An 18,738-nucleotide genomic window follows, 5' to 3' on the forward strand; every position below is an offset into this window, starting at 1 on the left:
GTATGGCCTGGACTGCGCAATCGGCGGAATGCGGCTATTCTCTAAGGCGACATCAACCTGCCTTGGGATGCCGACATGACTGACACGGCGAATGAAAGCGCGGTCCGTTCGACGATAGACGTGTTCTATCAGGCCTTCGCTGCGAAGGACATCGATCTGCTGCGGACGGTCGTAACCGACGACTGGGAATATATTCCCGAGCCGCCCGGCGTGAAGCATGGTCCTGATCAAATGATTCCGGCCTTCGAACGCATGGCCAGATCGATTCCCGACATGAAGATTACAATTCTCGATCTGCTGATCCACGGGAATCGCGTGGGCGTTCGGGCGGACGTCAGCGGCACCCAGGCTGGCGAACTTTTCGGCGTTCCTGCTACGTCGAAGCCGATCAGATTTGCGGTTCATTCATTCCATGAATTGCGCGGAAATCTGATCGCCAAAACATGGCATATCGAAGACTGGTTTTCCGCCTTCCGACAGATCGGAACCTTGCCGGCAAGCATGGACCAGCACTGAGCTTGCGTCATCAGTCGACGATTGCGGCACCACGGGCCGGTATTGAGCAAACATCACGCTAGCGTGATTTCTCCTGCCGTGGTCGCTCAACGTGCGTATGCGAAACAACGTGTGATCCCGCAGTTCCGTTCATGCGCGGCCGCTCTGCGCCGGCTTCGTCGCATGCCGTCACGTTTTCAGGATCTTCGCTACACTACCGTTTCCATTGCTTCCGTACACATGTGCAATCATGTCGTCGGTTGTCCGCATCGTCTTATGGTCCGTCCGTCACCGCTTTAGCGTGATTGGACTTTCGCTCGTCCTTGCGATACTGAGCGCCTATTTCGTCGCTCATCACTTCAAGATCAACACTGACACCAGCCGCCTATTGACGGTCGACAAACGATGGGAAGCATTGTCGACCGCGGTGGACCGCGCCTTCCCGCAGCGTGGCGGGTCCATACTCGTTCTCGTCGAAGCGGATGCGCCCGAGTTCGCCGATGCGGCCGCCAAAGAGCTTGCAAACGCGTTGAAGAAGGACACGGCCCAGTTCACCACGGTGACAGAACCCGAGGGTGGCGAGTTCTTCGGACACAACGGTTTGCTCTTTCTTCCATTGGCCGACGTGCAGTCGACCACGACGCAACTGACGCAAGCGCGCCCGCTCATCGACGGCCTCGCCCACGATCCGAGTCTGACCGGCCTTGCGAACCTGCTGACGACCACCCTGCTCCTTCCGCTGCAAATCGGACAGGTCAAGCTGGCGGGAATGGCACCGCTGCTCCAGCGTAGTGCGAATGTACTGGAGCGAGTCGAGGCGAATCAGCCCGCTGCGTTCTCGTGGCGTGCGATGAGCGACCATGATATGAAGCTGCCTGCGCGTGCGTTCGTACTCGTGCAGCCCGTATTGAACTATGCGTCACTCAGAGCGGGCGGCACCGCCACTGAATCGATCCGCAAAATGGCCGGCTCGCTGAATCTGGGCCGAAAATATGGCGCTCGTGTCCGCCTCACAGGCGAACAACCGCTCGCCGACGACGAATTCGCATCGGTGCAGGACGGCGCCGCGTTCAACGGCGTGCTCACCCTGATTGCCGTCGTCGCGATTCTCTGGTTTGCGCTGCGATCGGCAAAGCTCGTACTCGCCGTGTTCATCACGCTGATTGTCGGACTGCTGCTCACGGCTGCCATCGGTCTGATGATGGTGGGCGCGTTCAACATGATCTCCGTGGCGTTCATGGTGCTGTTCGTCGGCCTCGGTGTCGACTTTGGCGTGCAGTTCACCGTCAAGTATCGCGAGGAACGTTTCAAGGACGACCGTCTCGTCACTGCGCTGATCAATACCGCAAAGACATTGGGAAGCCGCTTGCGTCTTGCCGCGATTGCCGTGGCCGTCAGCTTCTTCTCCTTCATACCGACCGCTTACCGTGGCGTGTCCGAGTTAGGAAAGATAGCGGGCGTCGGCATGATCGTGGCCTATGTGACCAGCGTGACGCTTTTGCCCGCGCTGATCCGGGTTCTACGTCCGCACAGGGAGCAAGTCTCACCGGGTTTCAGAAAGCTCGCCGGCACCGACGATTTTCTCGACCAGAATCGCAAGTCCATTCTTCTGCTCGCGGCCGTCGTGATCCTTGGCGCGTCACCGCTACTATGGAAATTGCGTTTCGATTTCAATCCGTTGCACCTGAAAGATCCGCATACCGAGTCGATGGCGACTTTGCTCGCGCTAAAGGACTCGCCCGAGATGGGCGTGAACAATGTGCGCGCAATGGCCTCTTCATTGACGGGCGCCAATGCGATTGCCGCGCGCCTGTCGAAGCTGCCCGAAGTCGGCCGGACCATCACGTTGACCACATTCATACCAACGGACCAGCCACAGAAGCTCGCGATGATTGCGAGTACCGCACAAGCCTTGCTGCCGGCGCTCACGCAAACACCTTCTCTGCCCGTCAGCGACGCCGTGCGCGTCAGCGCATTGCGACGCGCGGCAAATCAGCTGGCTATCGCTGCTGAAGATCATCCCGGGCCAGGCGCCGAAGAAGCGAAGCGGCTCTCGCACATCCTCACCAGGCTCGCCGATGCACCCAGCGCCGTGCGTGACCGCGCCGACTATGCAATGACGCAGCCATTAAAGATTGCACTCAGGCAACTGACGGACTTGCTCGAACCGGCCGAAATCACGCAAGACAATTTACCGACTGAAATAGCAAGGGACTGGATCGCGAGCGATGGCAAAGCGATCGTGGAAATCTCCCCGAAAGTACCGGCTGGTGTCGATCCGAATAACGACGCATTGTTGAGAGAGTTCGCGAGAGCCGTAAGCGCTGCGGAGCCGAACGCGATCGGTGGTCCGATTTCCATTCTTTATTCCGCCGACCTCGTCATCAAGGCTTTTCTTCAGGCAAGCGCCTATGCGCTGGTGGCGATCTTCGTCATTCTGTGGATTGCACTGCGCCGCATCGACGATATCCTTCGAACCATCGTGCCGCTGCTGGTTTCCGCAATGCTCACGCTCGAGTTGTCCGTGGTGTGCGGGCTGCAACTGAACTTTGCGAATATTATCGCGTTGCCATTGATGCTCGGCGTGGGCGTTGCATTCAAGATCTATTTCGTGATTGCGTGGCGCGGTGGCGAAATGCGCCTGCTCGAATCGAGCCTGACCTATGCGGTGATCTTCAGTGCTGCGACGACGGGCGCGGCATTCGGCAGCCTGTGGTTCTCGCATCACCCCGGCACGTCCAGCCTGGGTGCGTTACTTGCGCTGTCGCTCGTCTCGACGCTGATTGGCGCCGTGGTTTTCCAACCGGTCTTGATGGGCCGACCGCGCACCACGCAATTCGAAGCGACCGTGCGAATACCCTGAGCATTTGTCGCTTCTCACGGTTGTCGAATACGCATCGCGTATGTCGCGTTGAACGGCCGCCCTATTTGAGCGCCGTCTGAAGCCGTCGGGACGGCAATCTTCCTTGCGAGGTTTCGCCCGCATCCTTGAAATGTTCTGCGACGAAGTCCAGAAACACAGCGATCCTCGCCGACAACCTCGTGTTGCGGTAATAGACAGCGTGTATCGGCCGATAAAGCTCGACCGTGTCGTCGACGAGTACTTCCACCAGACGGCCGCGACGTCTTGCTACCGTCGTCATATAGTCGCCAAGGCATGCAATGCCGGTGCCGTTTTCTGCCAGCGCGAGCAGCGTTTCGCCACTCGACGCGCGCACGGACGGGCGTACTTTGTAGACGTCATAGCCCGCATGGCGGAGCGGCCAGTTATTGAGCGTGTCGAGTTGGGAATAGCCGAGCAGCGTATGCTTCTCGAGATCCGCTGGACGAGCCGGCCTACCCGCCCTGTCGAGGTACTCCGGACTGGCCAGAATGCGCAGCCTGCTGTTAGCCAGCACGCGCGCGTTCAACGTCGAATCCCGAAGTGCACCGATCCGTATCGCCACGTCGGTACGATGCTCGATCAGATCGATGACTTCGTCGCTCGTATTCAGTTCGAGCTCGATGTCGGGATAGGACACATGAAACTGTGGAATCAGCGGCGTCAGCACATGCTGCATGAACGGCGTCGCGGCGTTCACGCGCAACCGGCCGGCAAGCTGCTTGCGATGCGATACGGTTTGTTCTTCCGCGAAATCGACAGCAGCGAGTATCGAACGCGCATGTTCGAGAAAGACTTGCCCCTCTTCGGTCAACTCGAGGCTCCGGGTTGTGCGCCGCATCAGCGTGGTATCGAGCTTCTGCTCCATGCGGCGCAGCAGACGGCTCATTACCGAATTCGGCAGATGCAACTTCTCCGCAGCGCGGGTCAACGATCCGACATCCGCGATGGTGACAAACGCGAACATCTCATCGAGCGTCGTCTTCATGCCGTCGCAGGCTGCTGCGCTCTCTGCAAAGTCAGAACGAAGACGACCAGACCGGTGAGTGTCAGCGCGAAGCCCGCCCACACCGCCGATAACAGCCCCCAGCCAGCGCCGATGGCGAGTCCGCCTGCCGCCGCGCCGATTGCATTTGCCACATTCAATGAAGCCAGATTCATTGCGCCCATCAAGGTCGGCGCTTCCGGCGCAAAGTGTGTGAGTCGCACCTGAATGGTCGGAATCGCCGTCATCATCGTCATGCCGACTCCGAAGAGCATCGTCATCAGTACCCAGTCGTGCATGCCGAACATCGCAAGCACCGCGAGCACGACGAGTGCGCAACCAAAGCCGAGATTCAATCCGAGTGCTGGATGCGAGTCCGCAAGACGGCCGCCAATCAGATTGCCGATGGTCATCCCGATTCCAAACAGCGCGAGCGCCAGCGGAATAAGCGATGCATTCAACGACGCGACGTCCGTCACAAACGGGCCGATAAACGTGTACACCGCGAAGATGCTGGCTACGCCCAGCGCGGCAACGATCATCGTCACCCACACGCGCGGCTTTCGCAGCGCGCCCAGTTCTCGCCCGAGTGAACCACCGTCGAGCGCGTTGCTGCGCGGAATCCACGCCCATAGGGCCGCAAGCGCGAACATCGCGAGTATCGAGACGGCCAGATACGTTTCCCGCCAGCCGAGGTTTTGCCCGAGGAAAGTCGCGAGCGGTGATCCCACGATGGTCGCGATCGTCAATCCCGTCATGACCATCGCGAACGCTTTCCCAGCACTGCCTTCCCCGACGATGTACGAAGCCACCACCGCCCCTGCTCCAAAGTAAGCACCCTGCGGCATGCCGCTGATGAAGCGTGCGACGACGAACATCCCCAGATTCATTGCAGCCGCCGACAGCAGATTGCCGACAACGAACAGACCGATGAGAAACAACAGCAACGTACGTCTGTTGAGACGGCTCGCCATCAGCGTGACGAGTGGCGCGCCTGTCACCACGCCGAACGCGTATGCGGTGATTGCATGAGTCGCTTCCGGGATGCTCAGTCCAAGGCTCGACGCGAACAGTTGCAAAATGCCCATGCTCGCGAACTCGGACGTACCGATACAAAAGCTGCCGAGCGCCAATGCGAAAAGCGTCAGACCACGCCTGCGGGATTCGGATTCTTTGGTGCAGTGAACGACAACCGCGTCGCACTGTGCTTCATAGGCTTTCTCGTGCATGTCTTGTTCCGGATTCAGCAGCATCAGTGCCTTACGATATTCAGGTTCATGTAATCGTGTTGGGCGCCAATCAAACCGGCAAACCGTTCGATCGCGCAAATGCGCTGTGCCAGACAGCGACAAGAACGTCGCACGTGCGTGAGCGTTTCCTATTGCAGGCACACATCGCGATAATCAACCGTTCGTCGATAGACGTTCTTACCCAGCCACGAGACGAAGGTATATTCGACGTAGGCATTGCTGCAGACGATGATCCAGTTATGGAGCGTGGAATTCATGGCGGCATCCTCCCTGTAGAAATCGGCGTCGACATGACACGCAAAGGGGTTTCAACAAAAAACTCGCCATGACACCAAGCATAGTGACCACGCACAATCGAAACCATTCTACGGTGGTGTATGAATGAATCGCATCGACGTAACGACGCTATACATCGGTATAGCCGCCAGCGTCGCATACGTCGTGCGATTGCGGTCGAGTCGCCCGGATTCGAGTTCAGCGCCTGTTATCGAACGAAGCCGAGAGTGCCTTCAGACCATCGCGATAGATGCCTTCGAAAAGCGCCGACGCTTCTTCATCGCTTACGCCAGCGGGAGTAAATTCTCCAAACCACTCGACTCGCGAACTTTCCGCGCTGATCGTTTGCACACGCAGCGTCGAGCGATAACCGGTCACAGGAAACGGCGCTTGCAGAATCGAATACGTGTAGCTACGTGCGCTGTTATCGAACGCTTCCAGTCGTTCGACGATCGCGTCGCCGGCGGGCGTGGAAAGACGCCGCACGCGCCCGCCTTCGTCCGTTTCGCTCGACGGAATAAAAGGCAGCCAGTCGGGCAACGAATCGAAGCCGCCGATCAGTTGCCACACGGCCTCAGGTGAAGCGTGAATCTCGATGGATGCTTGGGCGCGTGCCATGGTGGGTCCTTAAACGTTGTCGACGGGAAGCGGTGCGTTCGGGGCAACGAGAGCCTGTTCACGCAGGTCGTGCCAGAACTGGGCCGGAATGATCTCCGTCACGGCGGCATGATCTTCGGCGATCCGCTCGGGACGGCTAGCACCAGGAATCACCGCGGCAACGGCGGGATTAGCGAGCACGAATTGCAACGCGGCCGCCTTCACGCTCACGTTGTGACGCGCGGCGATCGCCTTGATACGTTCGACCTTGGCGAGTATCTCCGGCGATGCCTTCTGATACTCGAAGTTCGGACCGCCCGCCAGCACACCCGAGCTATACGGACCACCCGCGACGATCTCGACCTTGCGCGCCGCGGCTGCCGGCATCAAACGCTGCAACGCGCGCTCGTGATCGAGCAGCGAGTAACGTCCCGCCAGCAGAAAACCATCGGGCTGGGCTTCCGTCAGATCGAGCGTGAGTTCGCAAGGCTCGACCCGGTTCACGCCGAGACCCCATGCCTTGATCACGCCCTCTTCACGCAGACGGGTCAGCGCGCGGAACGCGCCTTTACGCGCCGTTTCGAACACGGACAGCCATTCGTCGCCGTAGAAGTCCTGTGCGACGTCGTGCACCCAGACAATGTCCAGATGATCTGTCTTCAGACGCTTGAGGCTGTCCTCGACGGAGCGCAGGGTCGCGTCCGCCGAGTAGTCGTTGACGATCTTGTTGGGACGTCCGAACGCAAACACACCGCCCTTCTCGCCGAGATCACGTGCGCTCACGTCTTCGATCTCATCGAGAATCACCCGGCCCACTTTCGTGCTCAGCACGTATTCGTCGCGCTTGTGTCGGGCCAATGCTTCGCCGAGGCGGATTTCCGACAGGCCCGCGCCATAGAAAGGCGCTGTGTCGAAATACCGCACCCCCTGCTGCCATGCGGCTTCGACCGTCGCGAGCGCTTCGTCGTCGGGAATGTTGCGGAACATGTTGCCGAGCGGCGCAGCGCCAAAACCCAGCAAGGTGCCAGCGGGCAATTTATCCTTGATGCTCATTACTTTGCTCCATCAGTTGAGTGCATGAGCGAAGTCTAGGGTGGCAAGTTAAGTCTGTCCAAGACATAATATGAAACATCTGAGTCCTGTGAGGTCTTAAATGTTAGACATCCGCCAACTGCACTATTTCGTGGCGGTCGCTGAAGACGAACATGTCGGAAGGGCTGCCGAACGTCTGCATATTTCGCAGTCGCCGCTCAGTCGCCAGATTGCGCAACTGGAAGAAAAGCTCGGCTTGACGCTATTCGAGCGTTCGCAGCAGCGCATTCGCCTGACCACGGACGGCCGCACGTTCCTCGAAGAAACCAAAGCCTTTCTGACGCACGCGAACCGGCTCGAGTCGCTCGCACGTCGTCTTGGGCGCGGCGACGAAGGCGGCCTGTGTATCGGATACCTGGAAAACGCGATGCATTCGGGCGTATTACCCACTGCGTTGCGCGCGCTGCAGCAAAACCGGCCTGACGTCCACATTGCGCTCTACAACTATCAGTCGGCCGAGCAGGTCGTCGGGGTGCGTCAGCGCAGCCTCGACATTGCGCTCGTTTGCGAACCGCCCGCCGACGACGACCCCGAACTCGACTGCGCGCAAATCCTCAACGATCCGATGCTGCTAGCGGTTCCCGACGGGCATCCGCTCGCCAGAAAGAAGAAGTTCACGCCCGAGGACCTCGCGGCGCAAAAGTGGATCGGCGTGATGCACAAGGAAGGCGCGCTTCGTCACGACAACTTCGTTGCGGCGTGCGCGAGAGCGGGATTCACGCCCAACATCGCGCTCGAAGCAACCGAGCCGCTAGCGGCATTGGGTCTCGTCGCTGCCGGACTCGGCCTGACGATGGTCCAGCAGAGCCTGCGTCATCAGGCGCCGGACGGCGTCATGCTGCACGAACTTTCGTGGTTCACCTATCGCAGCGCACTGTGGGCCGTATGGCATCGGGTCAACTTGCGACCTCTCGTCGAGCATTTCCGCACGTCCCTGCTGAGTACCGGCGCGATGATGGCAAGCGTGCCGACTCAGACGAAGCGCGCAAAAAACCCGGCACTCACGTGAGCCGTTCACGCGTTTTTTTCATACGTCATGGGGCGAAATGACAAATTCCCTTGGATCAGAAAAGCAGTAAACAAGCAGCGGCCTCAATATCGACTCAGGTAAGGCGCGCCCTCACTGCAGTGTCTCCTCGGACAGATCACTCTGTCCTTTGCGCCCGCGACTGACGCGCGGGCGCCTTTTCGAATGGAGGCTCACAGCCGGCGTGTGGACAGGATTGTTTCCCCCTCACTGGAGGTCGATATGAAGCCGCTGAAACCCCTTCTTCTCGCATGCTCGCTGATATCGACGCTTGCCTTCGCGCAGGCGCCTGCACAAACGGCTGGCCAGGCATCTTCGCCATCCCAGGTCGATCAGCCGGATCAAAGCCAGAAACAGCATTTTCCACGCGACATGTCCTCGAAACGACCCGATACTTGCGTTGGACCTGTCAGCTTTTGCACGCTGTTCTTCGGCAGTTGACAGGGTGACGTGTCGCATCTGCGTTCGTTCATGAACGTTGAATCGAGCATCGTAAGGAGATCATCTTGGCGAAGCCCGCTCTTTTCGCACCGCTCAGGTTGGGTAAGCTCGAACTTGGCAACCGGATCGTCATCGCGCCGATGTGCCAGTACTCGGCGCGCGATGGCTGCATGAACGACTGGCACCTTGTCCATCTGGGTCATCTGGCCATCTCAGGCGCTGCGCTGCTGACCATCGAGGCGACGGCAGTCCTCCCCGAGGGCCGCATCACCTACGCGGACGTGGGACTCTATGACGATGCGACGGAAGCCGCGATGCGTCGCACACTCGATGCGATACGACACTGTTCGGACGTGCCGGTTGCGATTCAGCTGAGCCACGCGGGACGCAAGGCATCGACCGAAGTGCCGTGGAAAAAGAGCGGACAGTTTCCTCCGGATTCGCCATTGGGCTGGCAAACTGAAGCCCCGTCAGCCGTGCCGTATGACGAGGGCTACCTGGCACCCGTCGCGCTGGATCGCGATGGATTGAGCCGCATCCGTAAGGCGTTCGTCGCCGCTGCGCGCCGCGCACACAAGATTGGTATCGACATGATCCAGTTGCATGTGGGCCACGGTTATCTGCTGCATCAATTCATCTCGCCGCTGTCGAATCGACGCGAAGACGAATATGGCGGCTCGCTCGAAAACCGCATCCGCTTTCCGCTCGAAGTATTCGAAGCGGTGCGCGATGCATTCCCTGCCGACAAGCCCGTCACGGTCCGGATATCAGGTACGGATTGGGTCGACGACGGATGGGACATCGAACAGACCATCGCGTTCGCGCAAGCGGTCGAGAAACTCGGCTGCGATGCCATTCACATTACCAGCGGCGGGTTGCATCCGGCACAGCAGATTCCTGTCGGCCCCAACTATCAGGTGCCGCTCGCGCGCGCCGTCAAGCAGGCCGTCCACATGCCCGTGGTCGCAGTGGGGCTCATCACGGAGTTCGAGCAGGCCGAAGCCATCGTCGGAACAGGGGACGCCGATCTCATCGCGATCGCGCGCGCCATCCTCTACGACCCGCGCTGGCCGTGGCACGCCGCAGCGCAACTCGGCGCACATGTGCGTGCGCCCAACCCCTATCTGCGTTCGCAGCCCAGACGGTTCAAGGATCTGTTCGAAAGCGAATGACGGTCCGAACGCGCAGCGTGCCGCATGTCCCGCTGTTCGAGCGGGGACATGTGGCGCACGCTTCATGGCTCGTCATCGGCGCCCGACAGTTCGAACTGGAAGACTGCGCCATGCGGCTCGTTTGCGAAGGCGTGCAACGTGCCGCCATGGGCCTCGACAATGGAGCGGCAAATGGAGAGGCCCATACCCATGCCATAGGCTTTGGTGGTAAAGAACGGCTCGAAGAGCCGCTCGACATTCGCGCTGTCTATCCCCGGCCCCGTATCGCTCACGGTAATCCGGACGCAGCGTGGACCACAGGCACAGGTCGTGATCGTCAACTCGCGCATGTCGTCGTCGGAATCGCTCATCGCATCCACGGCATTCATCATCAGGTTCATGATGACCTGCTGCAACTGAACGCGGTCGCCCTCCACGTCCGGCAAGTCCCGCTCCAGGTCCGCGCAAATGGAAACCCGTTGCCTGGATGCCTCGCCGCGCGTGAGCCCAATGACTTCTCGAATCGCGTCGTTGACGGCGAGAAGCTCCCGCCGCGCCGGCGTCTTCTTGACGAGATCACGCAATCGCCGGATAACGTCGTTTGCCCGCGTGCCGTTGTTGACGACGCGCGTCAATGCCGCCCGCACCTCCTCCAGATTCGGCGGACTCGCGTCCAGCCAATGCGTCGCCGCCTGAGCGTTGAACACAGCCGACGCAATCGGTTGCCTGATTTCGTGGCTGATCGACGCCGTCAACTGGCCGAGCGTCGACACACGGTTCGCATGCGTGAGCTCTATCTCTATCTCGTGGTAGCGTCGCTCGTTTTCGCGTGCATTCGCCTCGGCCCGCTTGCGCTCGGTGAGATCGACGACGAACGCGACGACCTGATCCGGCGTGCTGCCGAAAATCGCCGCGCCCAGCAGCACGGCGACACGTGTTCCGTCGGCGCGCAGATATTCTTTTTCCAGCGGTTGAAGCGCGCCATGCTTGCGTAGCTCTGCGATGGCCTGTACGTCCTGATCGTGCCACTCGTCAGGTGTGATCTCGGTGCAACGGATTTTTCCGGCTGCGAGGTCTTCTCTGCTGTAACCGATGATGCGCAAGAACGCGTCGTTGGCTTCGTATATCGGCCCCAGCATATCCCAGATGAAAACCCCGACGATATTCGCATCGACGAGCCGCCGGATCTTTGCCTCACGCTCTGCCACGTCCCGATACAGCCGCGAGTTCTCAATCGAAATCGCGGCCTGCGCAGCCAGCAGCTTGAGCGCGGCCACGCGTCTGACGGTGAAGACATGTGACGTCAAACTGTTCTCGAGATAAAGCAAAGCGATCGTCTTGCCCTGGTACACGAGCGGCATACAGGCCACGGAGCGCGAGCGATGCGCCTGGAAATAGCGATCGGCAACGAACTCATGGGGTCGCGACGCATCGTTCAGGATCACGTTCTCGCCGGTGCGAAGGACATAATGAGCGACCGTTACAGGCACACGGTCGGCTTGCAGCAGCGCTTTGCCCAGACTGACCGTGATCGCATTGCCTATCGTGATCGCCTCGGCCTCGATCCGCAATTCCCCTCCGCTCTCGGCGATCAGCACACCGCGCTGTGCCCCGGCGTGCGATATGGCCGTGCGCATGAGCGTCTGAATCAGGTTGTCGAGCACGATCTCACTCGATACAGCCTGCGAAACCTTCAGTACGGTTGCCAGATCCAGATGTTCGACGGACGCTTCGATGCTGCTCTCCAACACGGGCCCGTCGTTTCGCTGGGACAGGTCCGGATACAGGTCGTCTATCTGCCGGACTTTGCCTTTCGCACCCCACCGTGCGAACGCGTGACGTGCGTTCCTCAAATACATGTCAGCTATCTCGGCAAGCTCGCGTGCCGCGTAGAAACGCGCCGTCACTTCACAGGCAATCGCTTCGTTGTGAACGAAGCCGCTCCTGCGCGCCGAGCGGACGGCCTGATCGTAAAGACGTTCCGCTTCGGCGATATTTCCTTCGATGCGCGATATCTCGGCACCCACCAGCGCTGCGCGATTCTCGAAGTTCGCAGGACAGTGAAACGCCCAGATATCGAGTTGCTTGCGATGTGCAATCAACGCATGCATATGAACGCGCCGGTTCGCCGCATCAGCCGCATTCCAGCACGCCGCGTGACTGAGCGCGCCATAAAAGTGAAACTCCGCTGTTTCGAACTGCGACGTCGCGATCCATATCATGCGCTCTGCGCGGATCTTGGCTGCGAGCGCTTCGGCAAATTCACCCGCCAGATACCTCGCCTGCAGCTTACGCACCCAATAATCGAACTCCGGCAAAGCTAGCGTCGTCGACCCGGAGAAATGAGACTCGAATTCCGCCTCGTTGAACTGGGCATCGTCGAAACAGCCGAAGCGCGGAGTCAGTCCGCGCAAGGTCTGGACAAGGCCACGATAGGTGGCCAGCATGTCGCTGACGAGCCCGAAGCAAATGCGGTCCGCAATCGACACGGCCATCTCGACTTCGGACTGCACGTCATCGAGCGCGTCGCCGACGGAGACCAGGTTCTGGATCAAATCGCAGCACGTATATAGCGTGTAGGTGATATCCCCGCTTTCGCTTGCGATCCTGAAGGCGCGCCGGATCGGCTCACGTCCTTCCAGTACGTGTCTTGCCCAGGGCACGACAATATTGCCAAACGACGTGTAGGTCCGCGCCTTGAACCGCGTCAGATTTCGATGCTCGACGAGCCCATAGCCAAGCCGGCCAAAACGATAGCCTTCATCGTACTGATCGAATAGCGGGCCCGCGTAGGTGGCAAACCACACATACGCATAGCACGATGCATCGCAATTGCCATGTTCGAGACTGAGATTGATCATCCGGCACAGCACCAGCGCGCACAGGTTCTGATCCGTAAAGAACGCCGGCGTCACGATCTCCGTCAGAATGTCGAGCGTATCCAGAACCTCCGGATCGCTCAGCAACGGCAGATCAATCAGATCTTCGATCTCGCGTTGACCGAGCAATGCACCGACGCGCGCATACTCGCTCTGCACCGTTTGCCGGTCGGGATTCGGCGACCAGTCGGTGCCGCCGCGCCGCAGATACTCGAGGCAGATATCCACGCTGCGCCCGCTTTGATCGAGCGTCGTATACAGCGTAATCCGCAGGCGCGTCACGAGCGCAACGTGGTGGCTCGTCCGGGCATGCTGATCCAATGCCGACAGCCGCGACTCCGCTTCCTGCATCCTGGTGCACAGCAATTCGCACTCAGCCAGCAGATACTCGATCGAAAAGATCAGTTCGTAGTTTCCGGTCCAATCGTCGTCCGTCAGCAGCGAACGGCCCGCACGCAGATAAGCGAGCGCGGAAGCGTAGGCCGTCGACGCCTTTGCGCGCCTGCCGGCCGAGAGATTCAGCATCGCCACCCGCTCGCGCTCCGCGCGATCCGTAATGAGGTGCGTGGCGCGATTGAACTGGCTGACGATATCGAAGAGCGCTTCTTCCTGTTGCGCGGACGGCGTGTTCGACAACAGCAGCCGTGCAATCCGCAGATGCGTGCCGGCACGCGCATCCTCGCTGATGAGCGCATAGGCCGCTTCCTGCACACGGTCGTGCAGAAACCGATAGGTGCCTCCCGTGTGAAGCACGAGCCCGTCCCGCACCGCGTAGGAAAGCGCGTCGTGGACGCTTTCGCGCGGCAACTCGGAGATCATCTCGAGAAACGCCAGCACGGAAACGTTCCCGACGCACGCAAAACGCTGCAACGCGATCTGGGTGGCGACAGGCAAGCGGTTCAGCTTGCCGATCATCAGTTCGACCACGTTCTCCGTGTAGCCTTTGGCATAGATATGGCTGATATCCCATGACCATTGGCCAGCCGCGTGATCGAACCTGACCAGCCCTTCGTCTGCGAGCGAAGAAAAGAACTGAAGCGCAAAGAATGGATTGCCGCCCGTCTTCTGATGCAGCATGCGGGCGAGCGGTAACGCTCTCGTCGAAGGACAATGGAGTGCATCGACGACGAGTTGCTGGAGGTGCTCACTGGCAAGCGGCGTGAGCGAGATCGCTTCGACGGGAGTGTTCGACGCGCGGATGTTCTCCAGGGTGCGCGCGAGCGGGTGCGCGGCATCGACCTCGTTGTCGCGATACGCGCCGATCACCAGCAGGTGACGCACATCGCCCTGAACCATCAGGTCTTCGAGGAAGTCGAGCGTCGCCGCATCGAGCCACTGCAGATCGTCGAGGAATAGCGCGAGCGGATGTTCCGCGCGCGCGAAGACCGAAATGAAATGCCTGAAGACCAGATGAAAACGTCGCTGCGCATCTTGCGGCGACAGCGCGGGAACGGGCGGCTGCTCACCGATCACCATCGACAGATCAGGCACCAGATCGACGATCAGGCGCCCATTTGGACCCAATGCTTCGCGGAACGCGTTTCGCCAGTTTGCCAGCTCGCTCTCGGGTTTCGTCAGCAGCATGCGAATGCCGGCCTGAAACGCCATCGCGAGTGTCGCGTAGGGAATATCGCGCTTGTACTGATCGAACTTGCCGGCCAGAAAAAATCCGCCACGCGGCACCAATGCCTTGTGAAGCTCGTTCACGACGGCCGACTTGCCGATGCCCGAGTAGCCTGCCACGAGTAACAGCCCACCCGCTTCGCCCCGCGTGACGCGATCGAACGTCGTGAGCAGTGTTTGCAGCTCGGCATCGCGGCCATACAGCTTCTCGGGTATCAGCAGACGATCCGAAAGGTCGTACAGGCCCAAGCTAAAGTCGCTGATCTGCCCATACGCATCCCAATGCGCCAGGCACCGTCGCAGGTCGTGGACGACCCCGGCCGCCGTCTGATACCGGTCTTCCGCGGTCTTTGCGAGCAGTTTCATGACGATCGCGGAGATCGGCGGCGCGAGCGTCGGCATCAGTTCTATCGGAGCAGGCGCTCGCCGCGCGATATGACAGTGCACCAGTTCCATCGGGTCCGTTGCGCTGAAGGGCAAGCGCGCCGTCAACATCCGATAGAAGACGACGCCCAGCGAATAGAGGTCGCAGCGCAAATCGATCGATCGGTTCATTCGCCCCGTCTGTTCGGGCGCCATATAGGCGAGCGTCCCGGCAATAAATTCCGGCGGTTCGGGCGACTGACGCTCGCGCTGCAGCAACGAAGCGATACCGAAGCCCGTCAGACGCGCCGCGCCCGTCGATCGGTTGACGAGTACATGGGTCGAATTGATGTTTCTGTGAACGATGCCACGCGAATGAATCTTTCCCAGCGCCGAGGCGATATTGATGGCAAAGCGGAGAAAAACGACGGAGTCGAAGGGCACAGGGAGTTTTTCAAGCGGCTCGCCGTCCCAGTCCTCCAGTAGTAGCGTGGATTGTCCGTTCTGGCGCAGCAACTGGATGGGACGAATCGCTGCCGCGGGATCGAGCTTTTCCGCGAGCGCATATTCGTGCGCGAGACGATCGATGGACTCAGGTTGAGGATGCGCCCTCGCGAGGCGCACGATAAGGACGGACTCGTCGGCGCCGCCGTCGACGCGACGCTTGCCCCTGCACGCCACGTATGCGCCGTCCTCCCATGCGACCTGAAAGGGTTCGACAGGCGCCGTGTCAGAGAAGGACGTGAAGAGGTTCAACAAGCACTCCGCAGAGATCTCTCTTTCCCGTCGGTGAGGTCGCCGTTGGCGGGATTTATATAGCGACGTTACCTTCGTCGTAGGGAACGTGCAACTGAGGGATCGCGTGGGCGGGCAATTTCGCGAGCGCGAGGAGGTTTTTTGCTGTTGGTTTGGTTGTTATTTGCGCTGGCATCCGCGGTTTGTGTTTTCGCTGGCATCCGCGGTTTGCTTCTGGTTTGCTAGCGTTGCCCCGCACAGGGGCAACGCTAGCAAACCAATAACATCACGCGGATGCCACCGCAAAGCCCCCAAAAACCCCCGAATCAGCGTCGCAGCCCCCCCTCACCCCTCCCTCATCACCATCAACCGCAACTCCGTCATATCCTCAATCGCGTAGCGAACCCCTTCCCTCCCAATACCCGAATCCTTCACACCGCCGTAAGGCATGTTATCAACCCGAAACGACGACACGTCATTAATTACCACGCCACCCACATCGAGTTCATCCCAGGCACGATGCGCATGCGCGAGCGAATCCGTAAAAATACCCGCCTGCAGACCAAAATCACTGTCATTGACAGTCACCAGCGCACGGTCGAAATCATCGAATTTCTCGAGAATCGCAATCGGACCAAACGCCTCCTTACGATACAGGTCGGTATCGCGCCCGACATTCTCCAGCAGCGTCGCCTCGAACATCGCACCCTCGACCTTCCCGCCCGCAATGATCTTCGCGCCCGCCTTCACCGCGCTTTCCATCCACCCCGCGAGACGCCGCGATTCCGATTCGGAGATCATGGGCCCGACGAAGGTGCTCTCGTCCTTGGGATCGCCCATCTTCAACGACTTCGTCTTGACGATCAGCTTCTCGCGCAGCGCATCATAGACCGATGCATGCACGAGAATCCGCTGCACGCCGATACAGCTTTGTCCCGACTGATAGAACGCGCCGAATGCGAGACGATCGACCACATAGTCGAGCTTGTCGCCCTGATCGCCATCGACAACCACGGCCGCATTGCCACCCAGTTCGAGAACCACTTTCTTCTTGCCAGCCCGCGCTTTCAGATCCCAGCCGACAGCGGGCGATCCCGTGAACGACATCAGCTTGAAGCGATCGTCGGTGGTGAACAGATCGGCGCCGTCGCGATGTGCAGGGAGAATCGAGAAGCCGCCCTTCGGCAGATCGGTCTCCGCGAGCACTTCGCCGATGATCAATGCGCCGATAGGCGTGCGACTCGCGGGCTTCAGCACGAAAGGCACGCCGGCAGCGAGCGCGGGTGCGACCTTGTGAGCGGCGAGGTTCAGCGGAAAATTGAACGGCGATATAAACGAGCACGGCCCGATCGGCACGCGCTTCACATACGCGTGATAGCCCTTTGCGCGCTGCGAGATCTCGAGATTGAGAATCTCCCCGCCAATGCGCACCGACTCTTCCGCCGCGACCTTGAACGTATCGATCAGACGGCTGACTTCGCCGCGCGCATCCTTGATCGGCTTGCCCGCTTCGATGCACAACGCCATCGCCATTTCCTCGAAACGCTCGCCAAAGCGCCTCACGCAGTGTTCGAGCACGGCTTGCCGCTTGAAAGGCGGGAACGCGCGCATCGCGGGCATCGAATCGACAGCCAGGGCGATCGCCTTGTCGATCGCTTTCGCATCCGCGAGCGCGACGCGGGTCGCGACCTCGCCGCTGAATTTATCGGTGACTTCGAGATCCGTGTTCGCAGCGACAGCTTCATTGGCGATGTAGTAGGGATAACTCTTCTGCAACATGGCACGCTCTCCTTGTGTTGACCACGGCGCGGGCATAGATTCAGATGTCCGGTGGAACCATCGAATTACAGGCCGAGAATAGTCGGCGTCCCTACGGACGTCTTTCCGGATCAGACTGACTATGTTCGATAGCCACGAGGCACGTCCCGCTCCCCCGTGGCGCGCTACCTGAACGAGTCAACTTCCCGCGTGTTTCGAAGTCAGCGTGATGGTGCAGGTCATCCCCATCGCGAGATGGATGCCGCGCGGCACGCTATCCAGATGAATGCGCACGGGCACGCGCTGGGCAAGACGGACCCACGTGAAAATCGGATCGACATTGGCGAGCAATTCATTCGTGCCCGTAGGATTGTCGCGATCCACGATACCGCTCGCGATACTGTCGACATGGCCACCGATATCGACATTCGCGCCGAGTAGCCGTACGGTCGCGCGGTCGCCGACATGCACGCCCTGTATCTTCGTCTCCTCGAAATAGCCATAGACCCAGAACGAGTTCGAATCGATCATCGCCATGCGTGCGATACCCGCATTGGCGAAATCCCCGGGATAGAGATTCAGGTTGGTGATGAAGCCATCCGTGGGCGCGCGCACTTCGCTTCGCACCAGATCGAGATGCGCGGTCTCGCGGCGCACCTGCGCCGCTTTCATGCTCGCCCGCGCCGCCGTGTAAGCCGCGCGTGCCGCATCCAGCGCCGACTGCGATTGCTGAGCCTGCAATGCATAGTCCGAGCGGATTTCCTCCGATACGACGTCGCCGGACAGCTTTGCGCGCCGCGCAGACTGGTCCTTGCGCATTCTCGCTTCGAACAGACTGGCGTTCATCATCGACTCGGCCTGCTGCAACTGGGCCTTTGCCCGCGCGATATCGGCTTCTGCCTGATCCACCGCATATTTGAAGCGGTCGGGATCGAGCACGTAGAGCACTTCGCCTTTATGCACCCACTCGTTGTCCTTGACGCGCACTTCCTTGACGAGTCCCGATACATCGGTAGACAGGTTGATCACATTCGCGCGAACGCGGCCGTCGCGTGTCCAGGGCGAGAACATATAGCGCTCCCAGATCGCGTGGATGAGTCCCAGCGCCGCGAGTAGCGTGATCACGGTGATGGCAATCCGAATGAGATACTGCCTGTTCATTTGCCGCCCCGTTGGATCGATACA

13 protein-coding genes are annotated in these 18,738 nt (G+C 59.9%); 6 read left to right on the forward strand and 7 right to left on the reverse strand.

Annotated features, from left to right (window positions below; genetic code table 11):
* The first annotated feature begins 75 nt into the window (after positions 1-75).
* On the forward strand, positions 76-516 hold the full coding sequence (locus PPGU16_RS19990) for an ester cyclase (protein WP_180724509.1): 441 nt from the start codon (positions 76-78) through the stop codon (positions 514-516).
* A gap of 229 nt (positions 517-745) precedes the next feature.
* Positions 746-3,358: a hopanoid transporter HpnN gene (hpnN, locus tag PPGU16_RS19995; RefSeq protein ID WP_180724510.1), complete on the forward strand. Its 2,613-nt coding sequence runs from the start codon at positions 746-748 to the stop codon at positions 3,356-3,358.
* Between the two features lie 61 nt (positions 3,359-3,419).
* On the opposite strand, the gene PPGU16_RS20000 is transcribed toward hpnN, so the two are convergent.
* Complete coding sequence (locus PPGU16_RS20000) at positions 3,420-4,364, reverse strand: LysR family transcriptional regulator (RefSeq protein WP_180724511.1); 945 nt, start codon at positions 4,362-4,364, stop codon at positions 3,420-3,422.
* Complete coding sequence (locus PPGU16_RS20005) at positions 4,361-5,590, reverse strand: MFS transporter (protein WP_180724512.1); 1,230 nt, start codon at positions 5,588-5,590, stop codon at positions 4,361-4,363. The genes PPGU16_RS20000 and PPGU16_RS20005 overlap by 4 nt, the downstream gene beginning before the upstream one ends.
* 26 nt (positions 5,591-5,616) lie before the next feature.
* Here PPGU16_RS20005 and PPGU16_RS20010 point away from each other — a divergent pair, with 26 nt between their 5' ends.
* Positions 5,617-5,940, forward strand: a complete 324-nt coding sequence (locus PPGU16_RS20010; protein ID WP_180724513.1) for a hypothetical protein — start codon at positions 5,617-5,619, stop codon at positions 5,938-5,940.
* A 145-nt stretch (positions 5,941-6,085) separates the two neighbouring features.
* On the opposite strand, the gene PPGU16_RS20015 is transcribed toward PPGU16_RS20010, so the two are convergent.
* Both PPGU16_RS20015 and PPGU16_RS20020 read right to left on the reverse strand, forming a co-directional pair.
* Positions 6,086-6,505, reverse strand: a complete 420-nt coding sequence (locus PPGU16_RS20015) for an SRPBCC family protein (RefSeq protein WP_180724514.1) — start codon at positions 6,503-6,505, stop codon at positions 6,086-6,088.
* A 9-nt stretch (positions 6,506-6,514) separates the two neighbouring features.
* Entirely contained in the window at positions 6,515-7,537 is a 1,023-nt protein-coding gene (locus PPGU16_RS20020) for an aldo/keto reductase (RefSeq protein WP_180724515.1), read from the reverse strand.
* A 100-nt stretch (positions 7,538-7,637) separates the two neighbouring features.
* Here PPGU16_RS20020 and PPGU16_RS20025 point away from each other — a divergent pair, with 100 nt between their 5' ends.
* The 3 genes from PPGU16_RS20025 (at position 7,638) to PPGU16_RS20035 (ending at position 10,216) form a co-directional block, all read left to right on the forward strand.
* Entirely contained in the window at positions 7,638-8,585 is a 948-nt protein-coding gene (locus PPGU16_RS20025) for a LysR family transcriptional regulator (RefSeq protein ID WP_180724516.1), read from the forward strand.
* Between the two features lie 240 nt (positions 8,586-8,825).
* A complete protein-coding gene (locus PPGU16_RS20030) occupies positions 8,826-9,044 on the forward strand; it encodes a hypothetical protein (RefSeq protein WP_180724517.1) in 219 nt (72 codons plus the stop codon).
* A 65-nt stretch (positions 9,045-9,109) separates the two neighbouring features.
* A complete protein-coding gene (locus PPGU16_RS20035; protein WP_180724518.1) occupies positions 9,110-10,216 on the forward strand; it encodes an NADH:flavin oxidoreductase/NADH oxidase in 1,107 nt (368 codons plus the stop codon).
* A 62-nt stretch (positions 10,217-10,278) separates the two neighbouring features.
* On the opposite strand, the gene PPGU16_RS20040 is transcribed toward PPGU16_RS20035, so the two are convergent.
* The 3 genes from PPGU16_RS20040 to PPGU16_RS20050 all read right to left on the reverse strand — a co-directional run bounded on the left by PPGU16_RS20040 (position 10,279) and on the right by PPGU16_RS20050 (position 18,714).
* Positions 10,279-15,816 carry a trifunctional serine/threonine-protein kinase/ATP-binding protein/sensor histidine kinase gene (locus tag PPGU16_RS20040; protein ID WP_180724519.1) on the reverse strand — a complete coding sequence of 1,846 codons (5,538 nt, stop codon included), beginning with the start codon at positions 15,814-15,816 and terminating at the stop codon, positions 10,279-10,281.
* Positions 15,817-16,140: 324 nt separating this feature from the next.
* The gene (locus PPGU16_RS20045) at positions 16,141-17,574 is read right to left on the reverse strand and encodes an aldehyde dehydrogenase family protein (RefSeq protein WP_180724520.1); all 1,434 of its coding nucleotides are present in this window, start codon (positions 17,572-17,574) and stop codon (positions 16,141-16,143) included.
* Between the two features lie 177 nt (positions 17,575-17,751).
* Complete coding sequence (locus tag PPGU16_RS20050; RefSeq protein ID WP_180724521.1) at positions 17,752-18,714, reverse strand: HlyD family secretion protein; 963 nt, start codon at positions 18,712-18,714, stop codon at positions 17,752-17,754.
* Positions 18,715-18,738: the final 24 nt, after the last annotated feature.

This window comes from Paraburkholderia largidicola, from assembly GCF_013426895.1.
Taxonomy (GTDB): Bacteria; Pseudomonadota; Gammaproteobacteria; order Burkholderiales; family Burkholderiaceae; genus Paraburkholderia; species Paraburkholderia largidicola.